General features: G+C 71.9%; 19 protein-coding genes and 2 pseudogenes. 14 read left to right on the forward strand and 7 right to left on the reverse strand.

What is annotated here, in order from left to right; translation table 11 throughout:
- Positions 1-13 precede the first annotated feature (13 nt).
- The 3 genes from ACGFMK_RS23125 to ACGFMK_RS23135 all read right to left on the reverse strand — a co-directional run bounded on the left by ACGFMK_RS23125 (position 14) and on the right by ACGFMK_RS23135 (position 2,035).
- The gene (locus ACGFMK_RS23125) at positions 14-319 is read right to left on the reverse strand and encodes a hypothetical protein (RefSeq protein WP_392766651.1); all 306 of its coding nucleotides are present in this window, start codon (positions 317-319) and stop codon (positions 14-16) included.
- The gene (locus ACGFMK_RS23130; protein ID WP_392766654.1) at positions 316-819 is read right to left on the reverse strand and encodes a polyketide cyclase; all 504 of its coding nucleotides are present in this window, start codon (positions 817-819) and stop codon (positions 316-318) included. The genes ACGFMK_RS23125 and ACGFMK_RS23130 overlap by 4 nt, the downstream gene beginning before the upstream one ends.
- A gap of 94 nt (positions 820-913) precedes the next feature.
- A complete protein-coding gene (locus ACGFMK_RS23135) occupies positions 914-2,035 on the reverse strand; it encodes an ROK family protein (RefSeq protein ID WP_392766657.1) in 1,122 nt (373 codons plus the stop codon).
- 59 nt (positions 2,036-2,094) lie between these two features.
- Here ACGFMK_RS23135 and ACGFMK_RS23140 point away from each other — a divergent pair, with 59 nt between their 5' ends.
- The 5 genes from ACGFMK_RS23140 to ACGFMK_RS23160 all read left to right on the forward strand — a co-directional run bounded on the left by ACGFMK_RS23140 (position 2,095) and on the right by ACGFMK_RS23160 (position 8,497).
- Complete coding sequence (locus ACGFMK_RS23140; RefSeq protein ID WP_392766660.1) at positions 2,095-3,321, forward strand: MFS transporter; 1,227 nt, start codon at positions 2,095-2,097, stop codon at positions 3,319-3,321.
- 157 nt (positions 3,322-3,478) lie between these two features.
- Positions 3,479-5,848, forward strand: coding sequence for an ABC transporter permease subunit (locus ACGFMK_RS23145; RefSeq protein ID WP_392766663.1), 2,370 nt, complete (start codon positions 3,479-3,481; stop codon positions 5,846-5,848).
- 27 nt (positions 5,849-5,875) lie between these two features.
- Positions 5,876-6,838, forward strand: coding sequence for a glycine betaine ABC transporter substrate-binding protein (locus tag ACGFMK_RS23150; RefSeq protein WP_392766666.1), 963 nt, complete (start codon positions 5,876-5,878; stop codon positions 6,836-6,838).
- Between the two features lie 67 nt (positions 6,839-6,905).
- On the forward strand, positions 6,906-7,385 hold the full coding sequence (locus ACGFMK_RS23155) for a pyridoxamine 5'-phosphate oxidase family protein (RefSeq protein WP_392766669.1): 480 nt from the start codon (positions 6,906-6,908) through the stop codon (positions 7,383-7,385).
- 128 nt (positions 7,386-7,513) lie between these two features.
- Entirely contained in the window at positions 7,514-8,497 is a 984-nt protein-coding gene (locus ACGFMK_RS23160; RefSeq protein WP_392766780.1) for a YihY/virulence factor BrkB family protein, read from the forward strand.
- A 22-nt stretch (positions 8,498-8,519) separates the two neighbouring features.
- On the opposite strand, the gene ACGFMK_RS23165 is transcribed toward ACGFMK_RS23160, so the two are convergent.
- The 3 genes from ACGFMK_RS23165 to ACGFMK_RS23175 are packed head-to-tail and all read right to left on the reverse strand — an operon-like array spanning position 8,520 to position 10,512.
- Entirely contained in the window at positions 8,520-8,966 is a 447-nt protein-coding gene (locus ACGFMK_RS23165) for a hypothetical protein (RefSeq protein WP_392766671.1), read from the reverse strand.
- Positions 8,933-9,715 (reverse strand): endonuclease, encoded by a 783-nt coding sequence (locus ACGFMK_RS23170; RefSeq protein ID WP_392766674.1) that lies wholly within the window; start codon positions 9,713-9,715, stop codon positions 8,933-8,935. The genes ACGFMK_RS23165 and ACGFMK_RS23170 overlap by 34 nt, the downstream gene beginning before the upstream one ends.
- On the reverse strand, positions 9,712-10,512 hold the full coding sequence (locus ACGFMK_RS23175; RefSeq protein WP_392766677.1) for an ANTAR domain-containing protein: 801 nt from the start codon (positions 10,510-10,512) through the stop codon (positions 9,712-9,714). Before ACGFMK_RS23175 ends, ACGFMK_RS23170 begins: the two co-directional genes overlap by 4 nt.
- Before the next feature lie 275 nt (positions 10,513-10,787).
- On the opposite strand from ACGFMK_RS23175, the gene ACGFMK_RS23180 reads away from it, so the two are divergent.
- The 8 genes and pseudogenes from ACGFMK_RS23180 to ACGFMK_RS23215 all read left to right on the forward strand — a co-directional run bounded on the left by ACGFMK_RS23180 (position 10,788) and on the right by ACGFMK_RS23215 (position 20,827).
- The gene (locus ACGFMK_RS23180) at positions 10,788-11,513 is read left to right on the forward strand and encodes a (Fe-S)-binding protein (RefSeq protein WP_392766680.1); all 726 of its coding nucleotides are present in this window, start codon (positions 10,788-10,790) and stop codon (positions 11,511-11,513) included.
- 70 nt (positions 11,514-11,583) lie between these two features.
- Positions 11,584-11,742, forward strand: coding sequence for a hypothetical protein (locus tag ACGFMK_RS23185; protein WP_392766683.1), 159 nt, complete (start codon positions 11,584-11,586; stop codon positions 11,740-11,742).
- A 112-nt stretch (positions 11,743-11,854) separates the two neighbouring features.
- A pseudogene (locus ACGFMK_RS23190) lies at positions 11,855-11,971 on the forward strand ((Fe-S)-binding protein); the annotation flags it as partial.
- Positions 11,972-11,988: 17 nt separating this feature from the next.
- Entirely contained in the window at positions 11,989-13,428 is a 1,440-nt protein-coding gene (locus ACGFMK_RS23195) for a lactate utilization protein B (protein ID WP_392766783.1), read from the forward strand.
- A complete protein-coding gene (locus tag ACGFMK_RS23200; RefSeq protein WP_392766686.1) occupies positions 13,425-14,003 on the forward strand; it encodes a lactate utilization protein C in 579 nt (192 codons plus the stop codon). The genes ACGFMK_RS23195 and ACGFMK_RS23200 overlap by 4 nt, the downstream gene beginning before the upstream one ends.
- Positions 14,004-14,012: 9 nt before the next feature.
- Positions 14,013-14,204, forward strand: coding sequence for a LuxR C-terminal-related transcriptional regulator (locus ACGFMK_RS23205; RefSeq protein ID WP_392766687.1), 192 nt, complete (start codon positions 14,013-14,015; stop codon positions 14,202-14,204).
- Between the two features lie 135 nt (positions 14,205-14,339).
- Positions 14,340-17,510 (forward strand): family 78 glycoside hydrolase catalytic domain, encoded by a 3,171-nt coding sequence (locus ACGFMK_RS23210; RefSeq protein WP_392766689.1) that lies wholly within the window; start codon positions 14,340-14,342, stop codon positions 17,508-17,510.
- Positions 17,511-17,521: 11 nt separating this feature from the next.
- The gene (locus tag ACGFMK_RS23215) at positions 17,522-20,827 is read left to right on the forward strand and encodes a glycosylhydrolase-like jelly roll fold domain-containing protein (RefSeq protein ID WP_392766692.1); all 3,306 of its coding nucleotides are present in this window, start codon (positions 17,522-17,524) and stop codon (positions 20,825-20,827) included.
- A 202-nt stretch (positions 20,828-21,029) separates the two neighbouring features.
- Here ACGFMK_RS23215 and ACGFMK_RS23220 read toward each other — a convergent pair whose 3' ends face one another.
- Positions 21,030-21,233, reverse strand: a complete 204-nt coding sequence (locus ACGFMK_RS23220) for a hypothetical protein (protein WP_392766789.1) — start codon at positions 21,231-21,233, stop codon at positions 21,030-21,032.
- Positions 21,234-21,489: 256 nt separating this feature from the next.
- Here ACGFMK_RS23220 and ACGFMK_RS23225 point away from each other — a divergent pair.
- Positions 21,490-21,870 (forward strand): annotated as a pseudogene (locus ACGFMK_RS23225) (glycosyl hydrolase); the annotation flags it as partial.
- Between the last annotated feature and the right edge of the window lie 38 nt (positions 21,871-21,908).

Here is a 21,908-nt window from a genome sequence, read left to right on the forward strand (position 1 = left end):
GCCGGCGGTGACCTCAGGCGTGCCGGTGGACCAGCTCTTGGGGGTGCCCGTCGCGGGTCCGGCGATCGAGCAGACCGGCGGCCGGCAGCGCCCGGTTCGGCGACAGGCTGCCGTGGGAGCGCAACGGCACCGCCGACTCCTCCTTGAGCCGCGCGGCCATGTCGGCGGGGTCGCCGCGCACGACGGTCGCGTCCGGCCGGTCGAGCGGTTCCCGCAGCGTGCTCGGCGCCACCGTCGCCGGCAGGTCCCGCATCCGGGTGACCCACGGGTCGCGGACCTCGTGGGTGCCGAAGCCGTCGAAGGTGCTGGTGGCGGTCATGCCGCTCCCTCGGTGCGGTCGCTCGGACGGGCGGCGAGTTCGGCGAGGTGGCGCAGCGAGTTCTCGAGGTGGCCGGGGCCGAACGGCGGGAACCGGATGCCGCGCTCCCGGACGAACCGCGGCACCTGCGACCAGTCGTAGGTGTGGGTGACCTCGGTCGCGGACGGGCCGAGCGGCCTGAGGTCATAGCGCCAGATCCAGCCGCCGAACTCCGGCTCGCCGTCGCCCTGGGCGGTCCCGGTGAGCCAGGCGATGGCCCGCGGCGCCTCGAACACGTGGACCTTGTTGACGACCTGGTAGTCGCCGTCGGGGTGGCCGTCGTGGTGCATGTCCATCCGGAAGAGCTGGCCCACTTCGGTCAGCGGCGCCCGGTCGGGGGCCTGCCGGACCCAGCCGGTGCCGTCGATCGCGCAGTGCGCCGCCGGGTCCGCCAGCACGGCGAACACCCTGGTGACGGGCACGGTGATGGTCAGGGTGGCGCTCACGGTCTCCGGGTTCACGGCCCGCTCCTCGTCGTCTCGGGCCCCGCTGCCGGGGTCCTCGTACCAGGACTACGAACGCGGCGGCCCCGATTCGACACGGGGGCGAAAGCGGTTATCCCGGGATCGGCAGCCGGAGGCCGGCGGGGTCGGGGAGGCCGTAGCGGGTGTTGAGCACCTGCATGGCCGCGCCGGCGGCGACGACGTCCGTGCCCAAGGACGTCAGGGAAACCTCCACGGTGAGCCAGTCCGCGCCCGGGAGCTGGGTGTGCACCGCGTGCTCCACGGCGTCCCGGTAGAGCTCGCCGTCGCGGAGCAGGTCGGCGCCGCCGAGGACGACGTGGCCGAGGTCGAGGGTCTGCAGCAGGTTCACCACGCCGGTCGCGAGCACGGCGGCGGCCTCGGCCGGACCGGCCGCGCGTTCGTGGACCGCTTCCAGGCAGCCGTGCCGGCCGCACACGCACAGCGGGCCGTCGAGCTGGACGACGGCGTGGCCGAACTCGCTGGCGTTGGTGTGCGCGCCGCGGTGCGCGGCCCCGCCCAGCCACAGGCCGGCCCCGACGCCGGCGTCGACCACGACCAGGGCCGCGTCCCGGAAGGCGGGGCCGCGGCGCCAGGCCTCGGCGGTGACCCCGGCGGTGACGTCCTTGTCCAGCACCACCGGCAGGCCCAGCTTCTTCTCGGCGAGGGCGGCGAGCGGGACGTCCCGCCAGTGCCGCAGCCGGTGCGCGCCGCGGACCGTGCCGGCCGCCTGGTCGAGCGGCCCGATCATGCCGATGCCGACCCCGGCCAGCACGCGCGACGGGTCCGCGCCGCCGTCCGGGACGGGCGTGGTCAGGCGGTGGTCGGCGATCAGCGTGGTGACGCCGTCGGCGAGGCGGGCCAGCAGCTGGTCCGGGGTGAAGTCGTCCGGCAACGGCGTCACGGCGGACGCGCGGACGGCGCCGGCCAGGTCGGTCAGGACCAGCCGCAGCTCACGGCGGGTGACGTGCGCACCGATCGCCCAGCGGCTCCCGGGAACGAGCCGGTAGACCGCGGCCGGCTTGCCGAGGGCGGGCCGGCGCACCCCGGCCGGTTCGAGCAGGCCCTCCTCGACCAGGCGGGCCAGCACCTTCGACACCGCCTGCGGGGTCAGCCCGGTGACCTCGGCGACCGTGCCGCGCTCGAGGGTGGGCACGGTCCGGGCCAGCGCGATCACCAGCGCCTCGTGGTAGTCGCGCAGGAAGGCCAAGTGCACCGCGCCACCTTACCCGCGGCTTCTGGTACTAACGCAACAGCGTTGCTAAAGTCGCCGAAATGGACGACCTCTCCTCCCGGCGCCGCTGGGCCGCGCTGCTGGCGCTGGCCCTCGGCTCGGTCGCGATCGGCCTGACCGAGTTCGTGCCGGCCGGCCTGCTGCCGGAGATCGCGCGCAGCGTGCTCGGCGACGAGTACGCCCGTTCCGAGCCCGACGCCGTCGCGCACGCCGGGTGGATGATCACCGCGTACGCGCTGGGCGTGGTCGTCGGCGCGCCGCTGATCGCCACGATCACCGCGCGGATGCGGCGCAAGCGCCTGGTGCTCGGGTTGCTGGTGCTGTTCGTGCTCGGCACCGTGGCGTCCGCGGTGGCCTCGACGTTCGGGCTGGTCCTGGTGGCCCGGTTCGCCGCCGGGCTGCCGCACGGCGCGTACTTCGGCGCGGCCGGGCTGCTGGCGGCGACCCTGATGGGGCCGGGCAGCGAGGGCCGCGGCTTCGCGGTGGTGCTGAGCGGGCTGACCGTCGCCAACGTCGGCGGGGTCCCGGTGATCACCCGGCTCGGGCAGGCCGCGGGCTGGCGGACGGCGTACCTGGTCATCGCCGGGGTGTTCCTGCTCGCGCTGCTGGCCGTGGCGGCCACGGTGCCGGACGCACCGGCCTCGGGCGGCTCCCCGGCCGACGAGCTGCGCACGCTGCGCCGGCCGCAGGTGTGGCTGGTCGTGGCGACCGCTTCGATCGGGATCGCCGGGTTCTTCGCGGTGGACAGCTACCTCGCGCCGATCACGACCTCGGTCACCGGGCTCTCGCCCGGCTCGGTCGCGTGGGTGCTCGTCGCGGTCGGGCTCGGCATGACCGCCGGCAACGTGCTGGGCGGCTGGTACGCCGACCGGGACCTGCGGCGGGCCATGGTGGCGGGCTTCGCCGCGGTGATCGCCGCGAACGTCTACTTCGGACTGACGGCGGGTTCGGCGTTCGGGCTGTTCACCGGCGCCTTCCTGATCGGCGCGACGATCCTGTTCCTCGGACCGGTGCTGCAGGCGCGGCTGATCGCGGTGGCGCCCGGCGCCCAGCTGATGGGCGCGGCGCTCAACCAGTCGGCCTTCAACGCGGCCAACAGCCTCGGCGCGGCGCTGGGCAGTGTCGTCATCGCGGCCGGCCTGGGTTACCGCGCCACGGCGTGGGCCGGGGTCGTGGTGAGCGCGATTGGGCTCGCGCTGGCGGTGGCCGGCCTGGCGTTCGAGCGCCGCCGTTCGTCCAGGTCACCGACGGCGCAGACGGTGCACTGACGCCGCGCGGATCAGGCGGGGCGGTGGACAGCGCCTCGCGGACGTGCTGGGCTGGGGGTCAGCCGGACTGGGGCGGTCGGGGATTTTCCGCCCTTCGACGTCGAGGAGCGCGGCCCTGAGCCTCATCGAGTACCTCCGCGAGAACTGGATCGACGTCGTGAACGACGCGATCCTGCACGTGGACCTCACGCTCGCGGCGATGGCGCTGGCCGTGCTGGTCGGGATGACGATCGGCCTGCTCACCTACCGGCGGCGGTGGCTCGGCTCGATCGCGACCACGACGACCGCGGCGTTCCTGACCGTCCCGTCGATCGCGCTGCTGGGCATCCTGATCGGACCGTTCGGCCTGGGACTGACGAACGTGCTGTGCGCACTGGTGCTCTACGCGCTCCTGCCGATCACCCGCAACACGATCGTCGGGCTGCGCGGGGTCGACCCGGCTGTGGTGGACGCGGCGCGCGGGATGGGGCTCGGCCGCGTGCGGCTGCTGTGGCGCGTGCGGCTGCCGCTGGCCTGGCCGGTGATCCTCTCCGGCATCAGGGTCTCGACGCAGATCACCATCGGGATCGCGGCCATCGGCGCGTACGTCAAGGGTCCCGGGCTCGGCAACGAGATCTTCGACGGCCTCGGCCGGTTCGGCTCGGTCAACTCCCTGAACCAGGTGCTGACCGGCACGCTCGGGATCATGGTGCTGGCGCTGCTGTTCGACCTGGCCTTCGTGGCGCTCGGCAAGCTCACCACGTGGCGGCGTCCCCGCGCCCGTGAGGAGGCGGCCCCGGCGCCGGTCGTGGGCACCGCCGGCGAGACGATCGAGCTGCTGGAGGTCGCCAAGCGCTACCCCGGGCAGGCGGTGCCCGCGGTCGAGGGCCTCACGATGCGCATCCCGGCCGGCGAGATCGTGGTGCTGACCGGCCCGTCGGGGTGCGGCAAGACGACGACCATGCGGATGATCAACCGGCTCGTCGAGCCGACCTCCGGGGCGGTCACGATCGGCGGCACCGACGTCTCCGCGCTCGACCTCGACGAACACCGCCGCCACACCGGCTACGTCATCCAGCAGGTCGGGCTCTTCCCGCACCTGCGCGTGGACGCCAACATCGGCGTGGTGCCGCGGGTGCTCGGCTGGAGCCGGCGGCGCGTCGCCGGCCGCGTGCGCGAGCTGCTCGAGGTCGTCGGCCTGACCCGCGAGCACGGCACCCGGTACCCGCGGGAGCTCTCCGGCGGCCAGCAGCAACGGGTCGGCGTGGCGCGGGCGATGGCCGCGGACCCGCCGGTGATGCTGATGGACGAGCCGTTCGGCTCCACCGACCCGATCACCCGCGCCCGGCTACAGGACGAGTTCCTGCGCCTGCAACGGGAAGTGCGCAAGACGATCGTGTTCGTCACGCACGACTTCGACGAGGCCCTCAAGCTCGGCGACCGGATCGCGGTGCTGCGGCCGCGTTCGGTGCTCGCGCAGTACGACACGCCGCAGGCGATCCTCGCCGCGCCGGCCGACGACTACGTCGCGTCCTTCGTCGGCTCCCAACGGAACCTGAAGCGGCTCGCCCTGATCCGGGTGGCGGACCTGGACCTCCGGCCGGTCGAGGCGGACGGACTACCCGCGGTCTCGCGGGAGGCCACTCTGTGGGACGCGCTGGACACCATGGTGCGCACCGGAAGCACCGCGGTGCGGGTGACCGAGGACGGCACCGTCTGCGACGTGCCCAGCCTCCTCACCGCGCTGCGGCCCGCCGCAGAGACGCCCGTGCTCCCTGAGGTCGTCGAAACGTCCGGCCCGGACGTCGTCACGCCCGCCCGGCCGCGCCGTCGCCGGCTCGGGCTGCTGGTGCGCCCGGTGCTGCTCACCCTCGGCCTGCTGGCGCTGGTCCTGCTCGTGCGCGCGCACCCGGCCGACTCGATCGAACAGCGTTACCTCAACGCCGACGAGATCTTCACCGAGCTGGGCGCGCACCTGCGCCTCACGCTGATCTCGACGGTGTGCACGATCGCCATCGCGCTCCCGCTCGGCGTCCTGCTGACCCGCCCGGGCGCCCGGTGGGCCCGGCCGATCGGGCTGGGCCTGGGCAACCTCGGCCAGGCGATCCCGTCGATCGGCCTCGTCGTGCTGCTCGCGCTGTGGGTCGGCACCGGAACCGGCACGGCGGTGACGGCCCTGGTCGTCTACGCGACCTTGCCGGTACTGCGCAACACGATCGTCGGGCTCGACGGCGTCGACCCGACGCTGGTCGACGCCGCGCGGGGGATGGGCATGACGCGGACGTCGATCCTGTGGCGGATCGAGCTGCCGCTGGCCGTTCCGGTGATCCTCGCCGGGATCCGCACGGCGCTGGTGCTCACGGTCGCGAGCGCGACGCTGGCGACCTTCATCGACGGCGGCGGTCTCGGCGGCGGTCTCGTCGCCGGGATCGGCCTGTACCGCCCGATCCTCAGCCTGACCTTCGGCATCGTCGTCGCCGCGCTGGCGCTCTTCGCCGACTGGCTGGGCCTGGTGGCCGAGGAGGTCCTGCACCCGCGCGGTCTGTAGCCCGACCTACTCAAGGAGGCCCCACCCATGCTCCAGCGCACGACAGCCGCCGTCCTCGCGCTCGTCGCGGTGTTCGCCGCGGGGTGCACGATCGGCAAGGACGACGCCGGCACCCAGGTGGGCGCCGGGTCCATCAAGAAGATCGACGCGCTGAGCGGGGCGCAGATCCGGGTCAGCTCCAAGGAGTTCGACGAGCAGCTGCTGCTCGGCCAGATCGCGCTCGTCGCGCTGCAGGCGGCCGGGGCGAGCCCGCAGGACAAGACCAACATCACCGGCTCGAGCAACGTCCGGCAGGCGCTGACCAGCGGCGCGGTCGACCTGTACTGGGAGTACACCGGCACCGCGTGGGTCAGCTACCTCAAGCAGACCACGCCGATCACCGACCCGCAGGGGCAGTACGACGCGGTCAAGAAGGCCGACGCCGCCCACGGCGTCACCTGGTGGGCGCGCTCGCCGGCCAACGACACCTACGCCATGGCCGGCAGCGAGGCGACCCTCGCCAAGACCGGCGTCAAGACGATCTCGGACTACGCGGCGCTCGCGAAGAAGGACCCGGCGGCGGCCTCGACGTGCATCGGCCCGGAGTTCAAGAGCCGGGACGACGGCTTCCCCGGCGTGGAGAAGACCTACGGGTTCACCCTGCCCGAAGCGCAGGTGCACGTGCTCAACGACGCCGTCGTCTACCCCAGCATCGGCAAGGGGGACCCCTGCGCCTTCGGCTCGGTCGCCTCGACCGACGGGCGCGTCGCCGGGCAGAAGCTGACGGTCCTCGACGACGACAAGCACTTCTTCCCGACGTACAACCCGGCCATCTCGATCGCGTCCGCGGTCGCGCAGAAGTACCCGCAGCTGGAACAGGTCTTCACGCCGATCGCCGCGAAGCTCGACGCCGCGACGCTCACCGACCTGAACAAGAAGGTCAGCGTCGACGGGCAGAAGCCCGCCACGGTGGCCCACGACTGGCTCAAGACGGCGGGCTTCATCAGCTGACCGGAGCATGAGTGAACCGGCGGCCCGCGGGGAAACCGGGTCTGACGACGTCAGAACGGGAGCAGCCATGAGTGCCGAGGACAACCAGATCGTCACCGACATCGCCAAGAAGGTCGGTACGGCGATGATCACCACCCGCCAGGCCGGCGGCAAGCTGGTGAGCCGGCCGATGACCGGCCAGCGGGTGGAGTTCGACGGGTCGGCGTGGTTCTTCGTCTCGAGGAGTGCCGACATGGTCGCCGAGATCGCCCGCGACAGCCAGGTCAACGTCGGCTACGCCGGCTCCGGATCCTGGCTTTCGCTCAGCGGTGCCGCGTCGGTGGTGGACGACGTCGCCCGGAAGAAGGAGCTGTGGAACGAGTTCGTCGAGGCCTGGTTCCCGGGCGGCCCGGAGGACGCGGACGTCGTGCTGCTCAAGGTGGACGCCGAGTCGGCCGAGTACTGGACCTCACCCGGCGGCAAGCCCCGGGCGCTGTTCGAGATGGCCAAGGCACGGGTCACCGGATCGGCCCCCGACCCCGGCGACAACAAGTCCGTCGACCTGTAGGACGTCCCCGCGCACCCGGTCCCGCCGGACTGCCGGTCGCCGAGGGCCCCGGCGTCCGCCGGTGAACGACCGCCTGTTTCCCGCCGCCGCAACGGGGTAAACCCTCCGGCGACGAGGCAGGAGTGGTGCTGGTGCGCAGGCGAGGCGAAGAACCCGATGGCCCGACCGAGTTGTCCAAGCGGTCGTGGTGGGAGGTGCTCAAGCGCACCGTGCACCAGTTCGGCCGGGACAACCTCACCGACTGGGCCGCCGCGCTCACCTACTACGGCGTGCTGTCGATCTTCCCCGGCCTGGTTCTCCTGACCGCCTTGCTGGGCCTGCTCGGGCCCAGCGCGACGCAGACCCTGATCGACAACGTCAACCAGGTCGTGCCCGGCCAGGGCCGGGAGATCCTGGTCGGCGCGATCAAGGAGCTGTCGGGCTCCCGCGGCCTCGCCGGGCCGGTGGCGATCTTCGGCCTGCTCGGCGCGCTGTGGTCGGCGTCCGGGTACGTCGGCGCGTTCATGCGAGCCGGCAACGCGATCTACGGCATGCCGGAAGGCCGCCCGGTGTGGAAGATCCTGCCGCTGCGGATCATCCTGACGGTCGGGATCGTGGCGCTGCTGGGCGCGTGCGCGCTCGGCGTCGTGGCGACGGGCACGGTCGCGCGCCGGCTCGGCGACCTCGTGGGCATCGGGTCGACGGGCGTGCTGGTGTGGGAAATCGCGAAGTGGCCGGTGATCGCGATCCTGGTCAGCCTGGCGTTCGCGCTGCTGTACTGGGTGGGCCCCAACGTGCGGCAGCCGGGCTTCAAGTGGCTGACACCGGGTGGGCTGCTGGCCGTCCTGCTGTGGGCGCTGGCTTCGGCCGGGTTCGCCGTGTACGTCGCGAACTTCGCTTCCTACAACAAGACCTACGGTTCGCTGGCCGGGGTGATCGTCTTCCTGGTGTGGCTGTGGATCTCGAATCTCGCGGTGCTCCTCGGCGCCGAGCTGGACGCCGAGCTCGCCCGCGGCCGCGGCATCGAAGGCGGCCAGGACGGCGAGGACGAGCCGTTCCTGCCCCCGCGTGACACGAAGGCGATGGACGCGGACGAGGTCGCGGAGGTGACCGCGGAGACCGAACGGACCTAGGGATCCGGCCACTGGCTTCGGGTCAGGTCCGCTTGCGGCTCGCGATCTCGTCGGAGAGCTGCTGCACCTGGGCGGGGTCCGCGTCCCGGGCAAGGGAGACGTAGTGGTCCATGACAGCCGGCCGGTAGCGCACGGGCAACGTCTGTCCTGGGGTGAGCCGGGTGAGCTCGGTGATCGTGAGGTCTTCGTCGGCGATACCGCGGAACGAGAGGCCGCCGGCGGTCTCCACGTCGAACATCAGCACCACGCGTGGATTGCTGTTGACCTCGCGCCAGTCGACGAGCACGCCGAGCGCAAGCTCCCCCGATCGCAGTTCCGCAGTGCGCTTCCGAGCCTCACCGCTCAGGAGCGGGTTCGGGGCGACGCCCGGGAAGCCGGGCCCGACGCCGAGCGATTCCCGGCTCAGGTCGGGCCTGAGCTGCGCCATCAGATCGTTCAGATCGTTGAGCTTCTTCTTCGAACCGAACATCCTGACCCCTCCCTCGCGCCGGTGCCGGAGCCTTGGCCTGGCGCTTCGCCCTCACTGTGATTGTACGTAGCGGCCATTCCCGGCCTCCGTGGCGGACGGCTCGGTCGGTACCCCTGGGTCGTCACGCGCTCGGCGAGCCCGGCGTCGAGCGCGACGCGGACGAGCGCCGCGGCCAGGGTCTGCGGGGCGGCGCCTTCCGCGAGGGCGGTCAGCCGCCCGGGGTCCGGTGGCAGCCCGAGCCGTTCCGCTCCGTCGAGGGCCTTCTTGTCCAGGTACGGGCGGAGCTCCGGCCAGACCGCCTGGGCTTCGCGGCAGAAGATGTCGGCGCCGACCGGGCCGACCCGGGAAAACTTCCGCAGCCGGGCCCGGATGTCTTCGGGCCGGCGGCCGGCCGCCTCGCGAAGCTTCCGGAGATCACCCGCGTAGTCGTCGACGATCTGCTGCGCGCCTTCGCCGAGGGCGGTCGCCGTCTGCTCGTCGTAACGCCGGTAGCGGGCCCGGCCCAGCGCGTCGACGCGCTTCTGCCAGGTGCTGCCCGCCACCGCGTGAGGCGTGCCCAGCTTCGCGCGGTGCAGCTCCCGCGCCGCGTCCACCGCGATGCCGGCCTTGATCCTCGTCGACAGCAGCGTCGAGAGCACGAGCAGGCGGTAGAGCGGCGCGGGCTTGTCCCGCAGGGTGATCCCGGCTTCTTCGGCGTACGTCCGGCCCGCCACGTCGAGCAGGCGCCGGACGAGATCCTGATCGCTCACGCGGGGCCGACCGGGCGATCCGCGGTGAACGCCGTCCACAGCTGCCGGGCCGCGTCGCGGGCGGGGTGGTCGGGGGTGATCGGGATCGTCCCGTCGGGTTGCCGGACGGGAACCCGGCCGAGGTGCTCCACGAGGGCGACGGCGAGGTCGCGGAGCTTGACGTTGAACTCCTGGCTGGTGCGGCGCAGCGTGTTCCAGGCTTCCTCGGCGCTGCAGCGGCGCAGCGCGGTGATCGCGCCCTTGGCCTGCTCGATCGCGGCGCGGGAGGCGAGCATGGCCAGTACCTGGGCCGAGTCGCCGGCGGCCGCGGCTTCGGCGACGACGAGCAGGTCGGCGGTCAGTTTCTCGTAGCGGGCCAGCACCCCGCGCACCTCGGGGCCGACGGGGCCGTCGAGCACGGCGGACAGCACGAGCGTGCCGCCGTCGTCCCAGGGGCCGGGGAACGCCACGACGCCACGCACCCGTCTCCACCGGTCGGCGAGCTCGGGGTGGCTCTCGGCGAGGGCGTCCCGGCGCAGGCCGGGCCAGCGCGTGTCCGCGAAGAGGTCGTCCGTGGTGATGATGTCGCCGGTCGCGGCGGCGTCGGCGATCGGGCCGCCGTGGCGCACCTCGGCGGGGGCGAGGCGTTCGGCGACGCCGTGGGTGGCCAGGACCGACAGGGGACCGCCGTCGTGGCCCGTGGTGAGGGCGGCGCCGGCACAGCCGGGGATCTCCGCGGCGATGCGGTCCAGCAGCTCGGTCAGCAGCTGGTTGAGGGGCTTCCAGCGATCGGATGCGTCGACCAGGGTGCGCGTCACGGGCTCCTACCTCCGGCTGACAACGGCGTTTCGGACGCGTTCAATTCTGCCCGAGCCACGGAGGTTCTTCTCGCTGAGCGGACCCGGCAGGCTTGTGCTTGACGTGTGCGTTGAAACGTGACAATTCGGAGCGAGGCACGGCAAGATCGCTTCAATCCGGGTTTTAGCACGTCATTGACTTCGTGTTCCGTCGCATAGTAGCGTCACCGCGCCAGGTTTATGAAACCTTTCAATACGGAGGTCGCGATGCTGCGGCAGGCGGCGGGGATGTTCACGTGAACGTCGCGGTGCTGGTCACCTGCATCAACGACGCGCTGTTCCCCGACACCGGCAAGGCGGTGTTCCGGCTGCTGCGCCGCCTCGGCGTCGACGCGGACTTCCCGGCCGCGCAGACCTGCTGCGCGCAGCCGATGGTCAACACCGGCTACCTCGACGAGGCCGTGCCGGTGGTGCGGACGTTCGTGGACGCCTTCGAGGGGTACGACGCGATCGTCACGCCGTCCGGCTCCTGCGCGGGGTCGATCCGCCACCAGCACTCGATCGTCGCGCGCCGGGCGGGGGACGAGCGGCTCGCTTCGGCGGCGCCGAAGGTCTACGAGCTGAGCGAGTTCCTCGTCGACGTTCTCGGCGTGACCGACGTGAACGCCTACTTCCCGCACCGCGTAACCTACCACCCGACCTGCCACTCGCTGCGCATGCTCGGCGTCGCCGACAAGCCGCTGCGGCTGCTGCGCGAGGTGCGCGGCCTGGACCTGGTCGACCTGCCCGCCGCCGACGAGTGCTGCGGCTTCGGCGGCACGTTCGCGGTGAAGAACGCCGAGACGTCGACGGCCATGGGCGCGGACAAGGCCCGCCACGTCCGCGGCACGGGCGCCGAAGTGCTGGTGGCGGGGGACAACTCGTGCTTGCTGCACATCGGCGGGCTGTTTTCGCGTGAGCGTGGCGGTGTGCGGGTGATGCATCTGGCTGATGTGCTGGCCTCGACCGGGGAGGACGCGTGAGTGGCGCGTGTGTGGTGATGCCTGCGCGATCTGGCTGGGCGCGGATGGTCCGCCTGACCGAGGAGGCCGCGTGAGTGCCCCTCACGCAGTTCTGCGCGTGTGGTCTGACCGGGTGCTGGTGGCGAACTCGTGCCTGCTGCGCATCGGCGGGCTGCTCTCGTGTGAGCGTGGCGGTGTGCGGGTGATGCATCTGGCCGACGTGCTGGCCTCGACCGAGGAGGACGCGTGAGTGGCTCGTGTGCGGTGATGCCTCGGCGATCTGGCTGGGCGCGGATGGTCCGCCTGACCGAGGAGGACGTATGAGTGCCCCTCACGCAGTTCTGCGCGTGTGGTCTGACCGGGTGCTGGTGGCGAACTCGTGCCTGCTGCACATCGGCGGGCTGCTCTCGCGTGAGCGTGGCGGTGTGCGGGTGATGCACCTGGCCGACGTGCTGGCCTCGACCGGGGAGGACGCGTGAGCGCCACGTTCGTCGGCATGCCCGCCTTTCCCGAGGCCGCTCGGAAAGCGCTTGCCGACACCCAGCTGCGCCGCAACCTCGCGCACGCCACCGGCACCATCCGCGCCAAGCGTGCGGCCGTCGTCGGTGAGGTGGGTGAGTGGGAGGAGCTGCGGCTGGCCGGCGCGGCGATCAAGGACAACACCCTGCGCCGCCTCGACGAGTACCTCCTGCAGCTGGAGGCGTCCCTGCAGGCGCGCGGCGCGACCGTGCACTGGGCTCGCGACGCCGCCGAGGCGTGCGAGATCGTCGCGAAGATCGCGCACACCCACGGGGTCGACGAGGTCGTCAAGGTCAAGTCGATGGCCACCCAGGAGATCGGGCTCAACGAGGCCCTGGCCGAGCACGGCGTCACCGCGTGGGAGACCGACCTCGCGGAGCTGATCGTGCAGCTCGGTGACGACCTGCCCAGCCACATCCTCGTGCCCGCCATTCACCGCAACCGTGCCGAGATCCGTGAGATCTTCCGCCGCGGCATGGATGACGCGCCCCCGGGGCTGTCCGACGAGCCCGCCGAGCTGGCCGCCGCCGCGCGGCTGCACCTGCGCGAGAAGTTCCTGCGGGCGCGGATGGCCGTGTCCGGCGCGAACTTCGCGGTGGCCGACAGCGGCACGCTCGTCGTCGTCGAGTCCGAGGGCAACGGCCGGATGTGCCTGACGCTGCCCGAGGTGCTGGTCTCCGTGGTCGGCATCGAGAAGATCGTGCCGACGTGGGCCGACCTGGACGTCTTCCTGCAGCTGCTGCCCCGCTCCAGCACGGGGGAGCGGATGAACCCGTACACCTCGACGTGGTCGGGCGTCACGCCCGGCGACGGCCCGCAGGAGATGCACGTCGTCCTGCTGGACAACGGCCGCACGCGCGCGCTGGCCGACGAGGTCGGCCGCCAAGCGCTGCGCTGCATCCGCTGCTCGGCATGCCTCAACGTCTGCCCGGTGTACGAGCGGACGGGCGGCCACGCGTACGGCTCGGTCTACCCGGGCCCGATCGGCGCGATCCTGAACCCGCTGCTGAAGGGTGTCGGGGTCGACGAGCAGACGGACTCGCTGCCGTACGCCTCCAGCCTGTGCGGCGCGTGCTTCGACGCCTGTCCCGTGCGCATCGACATCCCCGAGGTGCTGGTCCACCTGCGGTCGAAGGTCGTCGACGCCCACCGCGAGGGCGCCCCGAAACCCGAGGCGCTGGCGATGAAGTCGGCGTCCTGGCTGCTGTCGGACGCCCGGCGCCTGAGCGCCGCCGAACGCGGCCTGGGCGTCGCCAACCGGGCCCTGACCCGCTTCGGCAAGCGAGTCCTCCCGGGCGGCCGCCGGGCCCTGGGACGACTGCCGTGGCCGGGTTCCCTGTGGACGAACGCCCGTGATCTGCCGGCCCCGCCACGAGAGTCGTTCCGGGCGTGGTGGCGCAAGGGAGGTCGCCCGTGAGCGCACGCGAAGAGATCCTGGCGGCCGTCCGCGGCGCGCTGCGGAACGCGGACCGCACCGAGGCCCCGGTCCCACGTGACTACCGAACGGTCGCGCCGCCGAACATCGTGGACCTGTTCGCCGAGCGCGTGGTCGACTACCGCGCGGCGTTGACCCGCTGCACGAAAGCCGAGCTACCCGACGCCATCCGGGAAGCCTTGGGTACCGCACGGAAAGTCTTGGTGCCAAAGGGTTTCCCGATCGAGCTGGACGGCGTACCCGACGCGACGGACCTGGACACGTTCGACGCGGTCGTCACCACGGCGGCACTGGGCATCGCGACCACCGGAACCCTGGTCCTGGACCACGGCCCCGGCCAGGGCCGCCGCGCACTGAGCCTGGTCCCGGACGTCCACGTCTGCGTGCTGCCGGAGGATCGAATAGTCCCGGGCGTCCCGCAAGCGGTGGCGGCACTGGACCCGGCACGGCCGCAGACCTGGATCAGCGGCCCGAGCGCGACGAGCGACATCGAGCTGACCCGGGTGGAGGGCGTGCACGGGCCGAGAACCCTGCACGTGATCATCGTCGCGGAGTGAGGAGGGGCGGTGTGCCTGGTGGACGAGGAGCTGAACCTGCTCGCCCTGCTGGCCGAGGGCCTGCCGGTGGAGACCATCGCGCGGCGCCTGGACCTGTCCGACCGCACGGTCCGCCGCAGACTGCGGTCCATTTGCGACAGACTGGGCTGCACCACCCCCATCCAGGCCGTGGTCTTGGCCGCCCGACGTGGCCTGGTGTGACCGACGCCGCGCCCTTGTCCGATCCCGGACAAATCCTTGTCCCCCAAGCAAAGCCCACGTAGCGTCCCAGCCAACGATTGAAACGATTCACCGTCGAATCCAGGCCGCACCCCACCGGCCGCCCCAGGAGCTGCTGTGCGCCACAGACCTCTGCACCTCGCCGCAATCCTCGCCCTGGCAACGCTGTTGGTCCCCGGGACCGCCGAAGCCGGAGACCACTCCGCCCCGAAGGACCTCCGCGCAAACCACCTGCAGAGTCCACTGGGGACAGACGACACCACGCCCGAGCTGAGCTGGCAGAACACCAGAGACCAAACGGCGTACGAAGTCCAAGCGGCAACGTCGGAAGCCAGACTGAACCACCCGGACCTCTGGGTCACCGGCCGCGTCAAGGGCACCACAACAGGACTCGGCTACGCGGGACGAGCGGTAACCAGCCGCCAACGGGTCTATTGGCGAGTCCGCACCTGGTCCGGCACCACGACGTCGGACTGGAGCAAGCCGAACTGGTTCGAAACCGGCCTGACCAACCAAAAGGACTGGTCGGCAGGCTGGGTGACCAACAGCCAATGGCAGCTCGGCACCAAACCCGCCCAACCTGTGGTGGTCACGCTCCCGACCCAAAACGCCCGGTACGTCAAGCTGGACGTCACCAAGCTCGGACCACCGCTGGCCGAACAACCCCTCGACAGCCAGAACCGCATGGTCACCACCGGCGACCCCCGCCGCTTCCCCGACCTGACGTACCGCCTGCAGCTGGCCGAACTCCAGGTCCGCGACTCGGCCAACCCGGCGACCAACCTCGCTGACGGCCGCCAGAAGTACGTCACCGCATCGGAAACCCAGACCGTCCGCAAGGAGTGGGAGCCGGGCTTGATCGCCGACGGCCTCACCACGTCCAACCCCGAGGACGCCGGTAACGCCGGCTACCAAAGCGCGGCACACACCAGCCCGGACGCGGATGTCTGGCTCACGATCGACCTCGGCGCCGCGCACACCTTCGACCAGATCGTGCTGTACCCCCGCACCGACACCCTCACCGCCGACGGCAAAACGCCGAACTTCCCGGTCGACTACACGGTCCAGACGGCCACGGACGGACCGTTCACGGTGGCCAAGACCGTCACGAACCAGCCGGTGCCGGCCACCTGGCTGCCTCCCGCGCTACCGGTGTTCGCCAAGGACTTCTCCGTCCACGGCCGCGTCACCAGCGCCCGCCTGTACGTCAGCGGACTGGGGGTCTACGTGCCCAGCCTCAACGGCGCCCGGGTAGGGGACGCCGTCCTGGAGCCCGGCGACAGCGACTACGCCGACCGCGTCACGTACGCCGCCTACGACGTCACCAACCAGGTCCGCGGCGGCGCGAACACGATCGGCATCGCGGTCGGCAACGGCACCGCGGACTCGCTGCACACCTCCGGCCGCTACCGGAAGTTCGCCCGCACGGCGAGCGACCCGCAGGTGATCGCGCAGCTCGAGGTCACGACGGCCGACGGCACCGTCTTGCGGATCGGCACCGACTCCAGCTGGCGCACCACGCTCGGCGCCACCACGGCGTCGTACTGGTACGGCGGCGAGGACTACGACGCCCGCCGTGAGATCCCCGGCTGGGACAAGCCCGGTGCCGACCGCCGGACCTGGGACAAGGTGGTGCCGGCGACGAGCACCGCGAAGCTGACCGGCCGCCGGACCGAGCCCGTCCGTGTCGTGGAACAGTTGCCTGGTAAGGAGATCTCCCGCCCCGCGCCCGGCTTCCGCGTCTACGACCTCGGACGCACCATCGCCGGTCTCCCGCAGGTGACGCTGACCGCGCCGACCGGCACGAACATCCGGGTCTATCCGGCGGAAGCGCTGCGCGACGGGCACGTCGACCAGTCCATCAGCAACGTCGGCGCGCCGATCTGGGACAGCTTCACGAGCAGGGGCGGCCGGCAGACCTGGCACCCCGACTTCAGCTACCACGGCTTCCGCTACCTCGAGGTCGTCGGCGTGCCGGACAACGCGCAGCTCTCGGTCACCGGCCTGCGCACGATGGCGGACAACCGATCGGCCGGTGACTTCGACTCCTCGGACGCGACCCTCGACGGCATCCACCGGCTCACCCGCGCCGCCGTCGAGAACAACATGCAGAGCATCCTCACCGACTGCCCGAGCCGCGAGAAACTCGGCTGGCTGGAGCAGGACCACCTCGCCTTCGACGCGATCGCCCGCAACTACGACGTCGAGGCCTACCTCGGCAAGATCGTCCAGGACATGGCCGACGGGCAGGAGGCGTCCGGTCTGGTGCCCAGCACCGTCCCGGACCACGTGACCCTCGCCGGCTCCTACCGCGACGACCCGAACTGGGGCGGCGCCCTGATCCAGGTGCCGCTCAAGGCGTACCAGACCTACGGCGACAAGGAACTGCTGAGCCAGTACTACCCGGCGATGCAGCGCTACCTCGCCTACCTGCAAGGACAGCCCACGCGGTGGGTCGACGGCGTTTACGACTACGGCCTCGGCGACTGGATCACCACCGAGTCCCCGGCGATGCCGCGTGCGATCCCGAGCAGCTTCGGCGTCTGGGCGGTCGCCGACGGCCTCGCCAAGGTGGCGACGGCGCTCGGCCAGGACGCGACGCCGTATCGCGCGCAGGCCGACGCGCTGGCCAGGGCCGTTTGGGCTAAGTACTACGTACCCGCGACTGGCCTGTTCGGCGGCGGTGGGCAGGGTGCGACGGCCCTCGCGCTCGACATGGGCGCGGTGCCCGCCGACCTGCGGGCCGGCCAGACCCAGCACCTGGTGGACGTCGTGGAGGCCGCCGGCTGGCACCTGGTGATGGGGGAGATCTCGTTCCCGTCGGTGCTGCGGGTGCTGTCGGCCGCGGGCCGCGACGACGTCGTCTACCGGATCGCCACGCAGACGACCAGCCCCAGCCTGGGCCACCAGGTCGTGGCCGGGCTGACCGCACTCGGCGAGACCTGGGACGGCGGCAGCGGCCAGTCGCAGGACCACTTCATGCTCGGCGCGATGGACGGCTGGCTCACCACCCGGCTGACCGGCATCGGGCAGGCGGCCGGTTCGGCGGGCTTCAAGGACCTGGTGATCGACCCGGCGGTGGTCGGCGACCTGACGTCCGCGTCCGGGAGCTACGAGAGCCCGCAGGGCCGGATCGCCACGGCCTGGACGAAGTCCGGCGGCGAGTACCGCCTGACCGTCAAGATCCCGCCCGGCAGCACGGCCGAAGTGCACCTGCCGCAGGGTGACGCCGTCTACCACGTCGGCTCCGGCACCCACACCTTCCGGCAACCCATTCCGCGCGGCTGAAGGGGAATCCCATGCGCAGAACGCTGACCTCCGTGGTGCTCGCGGCCGCTACCGTGCTGAGCGTGGCCACTCCGGCCACCGCCGACCACGGCCGCGGCCCGGCCGAGACGACCACCCCGGCCCGGTTCGACCCGGCCGCCTTCGCGAACCCGCCGAAGGACAGCAGGCCGGCGATCTACTGGTACTGGAACAACACCATCACCAGTGACATCGCCGACAAGCAGTTGGCCGAGATGCGCGCGAAAGGCGTGTACGAGGCGGTGATCTTCCCGCTCGGCGGCGACTCGATGAAACCCGTCTTCCTCTCCGAGGACTGGTTCACACTCGTCGGGCACGTGCTGCGCGAGGCGCAGCGCGCCGGCATGAAGATGTGGCTGTTCAACGACAACAACTTCCCGAGCGGCCGCGGCGCGAACTACGTCGTCAACGGCGGCACCCTCGGCACCCGCACCATCCCGGCGCGCCCGGACCTGCGGCTGAAGGGCCTGCTGCGCTCGACCCGGATCGTCGACGGACCGGCGACGCTGCCGCTCGCCGAGACGTCGGGGCTCAGCGTGGACACCGGCAAGCTGGTCGTCGACCCGGCGACGAAACCGGGCGCGGCCCCGCTCACGCCCGGGGCCGGCTGGACCGACTACACCGTGAGCGGCAAGGTCACGCTGACCGCCGGGGGCGTCCAGCTCGCGGTGCGCTCGGACGGCACCCACGGATACCTCGTGGACGTCGACGCGAAGGGCGCGGCCAGTGTGTACAAAGTGGACGGTGCGAACCGGACGCGACTGACCACCGGCGTCAACACCCCGGGCTTCACCCCGACCCACGTGCAGACGATCAACGTCACGGTCTCCGGCACCACGATCACGCCGAAGATCAACAACACCGTGCAGCCCGCGGCCATCGACGCGAGCTACCCCACGGGTGCCGCGGCGGTGTCGGCCGAGGGCACCCAACGCTCCCTGTGGGACGACCTCACCGTCACCGCCCCCGACAGCACCAAGCTGTGGACGTCGACCTTCGACGACGCCACCGCGCTCGCGGACTTCCCGCAGAACCGCGTGAACCTCGCCGGGGTCACGGCGGCGGCCGCGCGGCCGGTCGGCACGAACGCCGCCGTCGAGCTGAAGGGCAGCACCTGGCAGGTGCCCGCGGGCCGCTGGCAGGTCGACGTCTACTCGCAGGTCCTCCTGCAGGACGACTCCAGCGGCTACACGCGTGGCTACCTCGACCTGCTCGACCCGAAGGCGACGGACGCCTTCCTGAGCATCGCGCCCGAGGAGTACGCACGCCGCTTCCCGTGGGCGATGGGCACGGTCGTGCCCGGGTTCTGGGACGACGAGCCGTTCCTCGCCTCCGCGCAGCCGCACCCGTTCAAGCGACTGCCGTCCTCGCCCGGCCTCGCCGACGCCGTCCGCGCGGCCGGTGGCACCCCCGGCGTCGCCTACACCGCGGCGGCCGACGGTCTCGACGCCGTCGCCGACCAAGCCGCCGGGACGTACTGGCGGGCCGTGGACAACCTGTTCTCCACCAGCTACTACAAGCGTGAAGCCGACTGGATGGCCCAGCACGGCCTGAAGCTGATCTCCAACCCGCTGCTCGACGAGCAGAGCCCGCAGCAGCGGATGAACTCGACCGGTGACCTGTCCAAGGACAACCAGTGGGCGCAGGTGCCCGGCAGTGACATGATCACCACCGACTACACCGCCGGCCGGCAGACCACGTTGGGCCGCAACGCTTCCTCGGCCGCGCACCAGAGCGGCGCGCCGCGGACGCTGATGGAGACGTTCGGCAACGCGGGCTGGCAGGTGGCGCCGGACTACATGCACGCCACCGTCGGCGCGCTGGCCACCCGCGGCGTCAACCTCACGTTCCTGCACGCGATGTACACCGACGAGACGTCGGTGACGTTCGCACCGCCGTTCGGCCCGCGCAGCACGTTCTGGGAGAACATGCCGGACGTCGACGCGTGGATCGGCCGGGTGATGGAGCTGGGCCGGGGTGAGAACCTCGCCCGGACCGCGCTGGTCCAGCCGCAGCGGGCCGCCGAGCAGACCCGGGCGGCCGACGCGTCGCACCAGCTGGACGCCGACTTCTCTGCGGCGGCCTACGCGCTGGAACGCGGGCAGGTCGACTTCGACCTGCTGAGCGACTCGTCGCTGTCCGGTGATCCGGCCGCGCGCTTCCAGGCCCAGGTCCGCGGCGGCACGCTGCAGGTCGGTGAGGCGAGCTACCGGCTCGCGGTACTGCCACGCACACCGGTGCTCGACCTCGCGACCGCGCACACCCTGGCGAAGTTCGTGCGGAGCGGCGGACACCTGATCGCGGTCGGCCCGCTGCCGACGCGGGAGGCGACCGGCCGGGACGCCGACCTGGTGCGGGAGCTGCGGAACCTGTCGGGTGCCGTCACGGTCGTGACCGACGTCACCACGATCGCGGGCCTGGCGCAGAACGCCGGGGACGGCGCGGCCCGGCTGCAGCCCGCGGCGGACGCCGTCCGGGTGTCGCGCACCGGCCGTGGCGCGGACACGGCGTTCCTGCTGAACAACGAGAGCGACGCGGTCGTCACCACCACGGCGACCTTCCCGGTCGGCGGCACCCCCGAGATCTGGGACCCGCGCACCGGCACGGCGAAGGTCGCCACGGCGTACACGACCGGGCGCGGCACCACCGGCGTCCCGGTCACGCTCCAGCCGTACGAGACGCTGGGCGTGGTGTTCCGCAAGGGCGTCCACGACACCGCCCACCTGACCGACGGCACGCTGCCGGCCACCGCGGTCTCGCAGACCGGGCGCGACCTTCAGGCCGCGGTGACCGCGACGGCGTCCGGTACCTACCCGCTCACGGGCCAGGCGAACGGCCGCACCTACCGCGGCACCGTTCGCGTGACCGATCCCTTGGCGCCGATCACGCTGAACGGGCCGTGGACCGTCAAGCTGGAGCAGGACGGCGCCGTCGCCACCGAACGCCCGCTCGGCTCCTGGACCACCTTCGCGCCGACGTTCTCCGGCAGCGCCGTCTACACGACGACGGTGACGCTCACCGCCGCCGACCTCGCAAAACGCAAGCTGGTGCTCGACCTCGGGGAGGTCCACGACCTCGCCACGGCGACGGTCGACGGCACGCGGCTGCCCGCCGCGCTGTGGCATCCGTACACCGTGGACGCGACCGGGGCGCTGCACCCGGGCGTCAACACGATCAGCGTGCGCGTCACCAACACCCTGGCCAACGAGCGCAACAAGATCCTGGCGTCGGGCCTCGTCGGCCCGGTCGCGCTGCGCCCGCAGGCCGCCGTCACCGCCCGGCTGGAGGCCACCCGATGACCGTCACCAGACGCACCGTCCTCACCGTCGGTGCGGCGCTCGGTGTGGGCGCCAGCCTCTCGTGGGCCCCGCCCGCCCTCGCTTCGGGCGGGAAGCCGTTCCTGAAGCAGTTCGCGAAGCCCGACACGAGCACGGCCGCCAAATTCCGGTGGTGGTGGCCGCACGGCTTGGTCGACCTGGGCGAGATCGCCCGGGAGGTGGATCAGATCGCCGACGCCGGGTTCGGCGGGGTCGAGATCCAGGACGTCCACCACAGCGTCCAGACCGTGATGGATCCCGAGCACCACGGCTGGGGCACGCCCGCCTGGCTCGCGGCGGTGGAGACGGCGTTGCGCCGGGCCAAGGCGCGCGGGCTGACCGTCGACCTCGCGATGGGCCCGTGCTGGCCGACCGCGGTCCCGACCATCACGCCCGACGATGTCGCGGCCAGTAAGGAACTCGCCCACGGCGTCGTCACGGTCGTCGGCAGCTACACCGGCCCGCCGCCGGCCGCGGTGGTGCCCGCCGAGGACGGTGTGGGCAAGCAGGACCTGATCGCCGTCCAAGCCGCGTTGGTGATCGGCTCGCCGACCGCGGCAACGGTGACGCTGGACCCGGCGTCGGTGCGGACCGTGGACGTCCACAACGGACAGATCGACTGGACCGCGCCCGATGGCACCTGGATGCTGTTCGCGTACTGGGCCCGCGGCTCGGCGCAGCAGCCGGAAGCGGGCCCGCACACGACGCCGCTCGCGTACGTCGTCGACCACTTCAGTGCGGCGGGCACCCGCGTCGTCCTGGACGAGTGGAACTCGACGATCCTCACCCGCGCCATCCGGGGCCTGCTGCAGGACGTCGGCGGCGACCTGTTCGAGGACTCCCTGGAGATCGAGACCGACGCGACCATCTGGACGCCGTCCTTCCTCGCCGAGTTCCGGCGGCGCGCGGGGTACGACCTGCTGCCGTACCTGCCGGTGGTCGTGCAGAAGAAGGGCAAGTACCTGTTCGCGTTCGACGCCGACACGTCGAACCACGTGCGCGACGACTACAACCAGGTGCTCTCGGACCTCTACCACGAGAACCACCTGATCCCGGTTCGCGA

The organism is Amycolatopsis sp. NPDC049252, assembly GCF_043197175.1.
Lineage (GTDB): Bacteria > Actinomycetota > Actinomycetes > Mycobacteriales > Pseudonocardiaceae > Amycolatopsis.

Coding starts and splice junctions, on each gene's coding strand:
- ACGFMK_RS23125 (WP_392766651.1), bottom strand. CDS start 319: ATGACCGCCACCAGCACCTTCGACGGCTTCGGCACCCACGAGGTCCGC.
- ACGFMK_RS23140 (WP_392766660.1), top strand. CDS start 2,095: ATGGACGACCTCTCCTCCCGGCGCCGCTGGGCCGCGCTGCTGGCGCTG.
- ACGFMK_RS23150 (WP_392766666.1), top strand. CDS start 5,876: ATGCTCCAGCGCACGACAGCCGCCGTCCTCGCGCTCGTCGCGGTGTTC.
- ACGFMK_RS23155 (WP_392766669.1), top strand. CDS start 6,906: ATGAGTGCCGAGGACAACCAGATCGTCACCGACATCGCCAAGAAGGTC.
- ACGFMK_RS23165 (WP_392766671.1), bottom strand. CDS start 8,966: ATGTTCGGTTCGAAGAAGAAGCTCAACGATCTGAACGATCTGATGGCG.
- ACGFMK_RS23195 (WP_392766783.1), top strand. CDS start 11,989: ATGCCCGCCTTTCCCGAGGCCGCTCGGAAAGCGCTTGCCGACACCCAG.
- ACGFMK_RS23215 (WP_392766692.1), top strand. CDS start 17,522: ATGCGCAGAACGCTGACCTCCGTGGTGCTCGCGGCCGCTACCGTGCTG.
- ACGFMK_RS23220 (WP_392766789.1), bottom strand. CDS start 21,233: ATGGTCGGGACCGCGGTCGGCCAGCACGGGCCCATCGCGAGGTCGACG.